2 protein-coding genes are annotated in these 3,129 nt (G+C 54.6%); both read left to right on the forward strand.

Annotated features, from left to right (window positions below):
* Nucleotides 1–877 precede the first annotated feature (877 nt).
* Nucleotides 878–1,219 carry an IS66 family insertion sequence element accessory protein TnpB gene (gene tnpB / locus B5F88_RS20900; protein ID WP_275532961.1) on the forward strand — a complete coding sequence of 114 codons (342 nt, stop codon included), beginning with the start codon at nt 878–880 and terminating at the stop codon, nt 1,217–1,219.
* A complete protein-coding gene (locus B5F88_RS18795) occupies nt 1,212–2,801 on the forward strand; it encodes an IS66 family transposase (RefSeq protein WP_087349009.1) in 1,590 nt (529 codons plus the stop codon). The genes tnpB and B5F88_RS18795 overlap by 8 nt, the downstream gene beginning before the upstream one ends.
* The last annotated feature ends 328 nt before the right edge of the window (nt 2,802–3,129 follow it).

The following is a 3,129-nucleotide window of genomic DNA, read 5'->3' on the forward strand; positions in this document are numbered from 1 at the left end:
ATGAACATGAAGCACCTGGAGGCCGCCGTTGAGGATGCCTCCATTGCTGGCTGACTTCATTCATTCCAGGGTCTGCAAACCAATTTGCGCAAAATCCTTGACACTACCAGGAGGACCTTTCCCCCTGTGGTAAGATGGGAATAAAAAGGCAGGGGGCTGAGAGGTCATGCGAGAAGAAAAGCGAATATTGCGGTGTCTAAACTGCGGGCAGGAATTTGAGCCGACCTGTCACAAAACCAGGCAGAAGTTTTGCTGTGATGCCTGCCGGCAGAAATATCACAATGCCAGACGATATTATAATGTTCCAGTGAACATCTGCCCAGAGTGCGGCGTGGAGGTAGAGCAGAGCGGAGAGCGCGGGAAATGGAGACGGTTCTGCAGCGACCGGTGCCGAATCAAATACCACACAAAAAGGCGTGCGGAGCGCAGCCGGGCCCGGGAACGGCCGAAGGGGATTTGCCCGAACTGCGGGAAGGAATTCCAAGTGGAGTGGGGGACGGGGAAGCAGCGGCGGTTTTGCAGCGATGGGTGCCGGATTTCGTGGTGGGATGCATATCACAAAGCGAATCCTAGTGCAGACCCGCCTGCAGAGCAGTGCGAGATGTGCGGGGCGCCACTCACCGGGCGGAAGCGGGGGCAAAGATATTGCAGCCGGTCCTGTTATTTACTGGCCGTGGAGCAAACGCACACGGAGGGTGTGTGCCAATGGTGTGGTGAAGCGATTCCTATGACAACAGGGCAGGAACGAAAATACTGCAGCCGGGAATGTGCGGCAGCGGGACGTTATGGACTGCGAGGGGCCCGGAAGGGGCGGAATCGGATTGGTGAGGCCGAGGCGGAGCTATGGCATCAGAAATTGAGACAGGCAGCCGAGCATATGGGGAGCGGGAAACGAGGGAAACGGGTTCGGTTTGTTTGTGGGGTCACAAGCATGTACAACGGCCTGGATGGCCTGACCTCCATAATCCGCTACCAACTGCGGCGCAATCCCTATGACGGGAGCATATACGTGTTCCGGGACTGCACGGGAAGTATGCTGAAATACATTGAGTGGGACGGGCAGGGTTTTTTGCAGGGGAAACGCCGGGCGCAAAGCGGAACATATCCGTGGCCCAATGGGGAAGCGGGCAGGGTAGTGGAGATCAGCGAAAAGGAATTTACGTATCTGCTGAGCAAATCGATTGTGCCGTTCAAGGAGAAAAAGTGCCGTGATGATTGAAATCACGGCACTTTTTTGGTATCATTATCCCATGGAACTGTGTGGCAAGAGCGCGGCAGAATGGCAGGCGCTGTTAGAAAAAAGGGAAGAAGAGATCGCCGCTCTGCACCGGCAGGTGGAGTGGCTGACCCAACAGCTCCGGCTGATGCGGGGGCGGTGTTTTGGCGCTTCCAGCGAACAGACGCAAACGCTTCTGGAGCAAACTTCCCTGTTTCAGGATTCCGCTTACGCGGAACAACCGGAGCCAGAACTGGAACAGGTCACTTATCAGCGCAGGAAGCGGCGGGGCAAGCGGGAACTGGATCTGTCTGGCCTGCCTGTGGAGCAGATTGTTCATGAACTGCCGCAGGATGAGCAGGTCTGTCCAGAATGCGGCGGTTCCATGCACGCCTGCGGCCGCCAGGTATTGCGCCGGGAACTGCACTATACTCCGGCGCAGTACAAGGTGGTGGAGCATGTGCAGACAGCGTACAGCTGCCGCTGCTGTGAACGGGACAGGGAGCGTGTACCACTGAAGAAAAGCAAGGTTCCGGCCCCTCTGATACCCGGCAGCGGGCTGGCATCTGCCAGCCTGTTGGCTCATATTCTCAACAGTAAGTATACCTTGGCGCTTCCCCTTTACCGGCAGGAGCAGGAGCTGCATCGCTTGGGAGTGCCTATTTCCCGGCAGACGATGTCCAACTGGATCATTTACGCCCAGCAGAACTACTTTGCGGACTTCTTCCAGGTGCTGCACAGGCATCTTCTGGACAACGAAATCCTGCACGCGGACGAGACATCCACAACCGTACTGCGGGAGCGCGGCCGGAAAGCCAGCCAGAGAAGCTATGTGTGGGTGTACCGTACTTCCGGCAATGCCAGGTATCCGATTGTGCTGTACGATTACCAGCCCAGCCGGGCAGGATCCTGCGCCAGCAGCTTCCTGGAGGGATTTTCAGGGCTGCTGCACACAGACGGCTATGAGGCATATCACTGTAAGCTGCCGCCCGAAATTGTAGTTGTTGGATGTTGGGCGCATATGAGGCGGAAATTTACGGATACGCTGAAAACGATTCCGAAGGATATCCGGGAACGCTCCCCAGCCCAGGCAGGGCTTCTGTATTGCAACAGGCTTTTCCGCATGGAGGAAGACTATACAAAACAGGGACTTTCTTTCCAGGAGAGATATCATGCCCGGCTGGAAAACTCCAGACCTGTAGCGGAAGCCTTCTTCCGCTGGGCAAAAGAGGAACAGGAGAAAAATCCCGTGCCAAAAAGCATGCTTGGCACGGCGTTGACGTATGCCATAAACCAGCAGAGCTGGCTGATGCATGTTTTTCTGGATGGACGATTGGAGCTGTCCAATAACCGGGCGGAGCGTTCTGTACGGCCCTTTGCAGTTGGACGAAAAAACTGGTTGTTTTCCAATACCCCAAATGGTGCCGTTGCTAATGCAGTGCTCTACTCTATCGTTGAGACGGCAAAGGCCAATGGCCTGCAGCCATTCCGTTACCTGAATTTCTTGTTGGAACGCTTGCCTCATGGATCCCATCCGGAGGATTGCCTCCCTTGGATCACAGCTGTCCAGCTCCTTTGCAAATAGGGCGCCGCACCGTGATGCGGCGCCCTTTCTCTACCCTATATGTTCCCCCCTATTTTACGCTTACAGATATCTTCCCACCTCTTCCCCGTGCGGTGAGGACTTGAACTAAAACTGAGGGCTTTTGCGCCCAATTTTGAGTGAGCAACACGGAAAAATTTCTGTTTCTTCGAAAATTATTTTGTTAAATTTTTGTGAACAAAGTGGTTTGTGCTAAAATGTGACATTAAGGTCAAAAGGGGTGTGACACAATACTTCAGGTTTGATATAATGTAGATAAAAACAGGGTGGTGGCGGAAGATGTCATACAGGGCCAACGGAAGCCAGCAGT

Origin of the sequence: Flavonifractor sp. An306 (assembly GCF_002159455.1) — a bacterium.
Lineage (GTDB): Bacteria > Bacillota > Clostridia > Oscillospirales > Oscillospiraceae > Flavonifractor.

Coding starts and splice junctions, on each gene's coding strand:
- tnpB (WP_275532961.1), top strand. CDS start 878: ATGGGGAGCGGGAAACGAGGGAAACGGGTTCGGTTTGTTTGTGGGGTC.
- B5F88_RS18795 (WP_087349009.1), top strand. CDS start 1,212: ATGATTGAAATCACGGCACTTTTTTGGTATCATTATCCCATGGAACTG.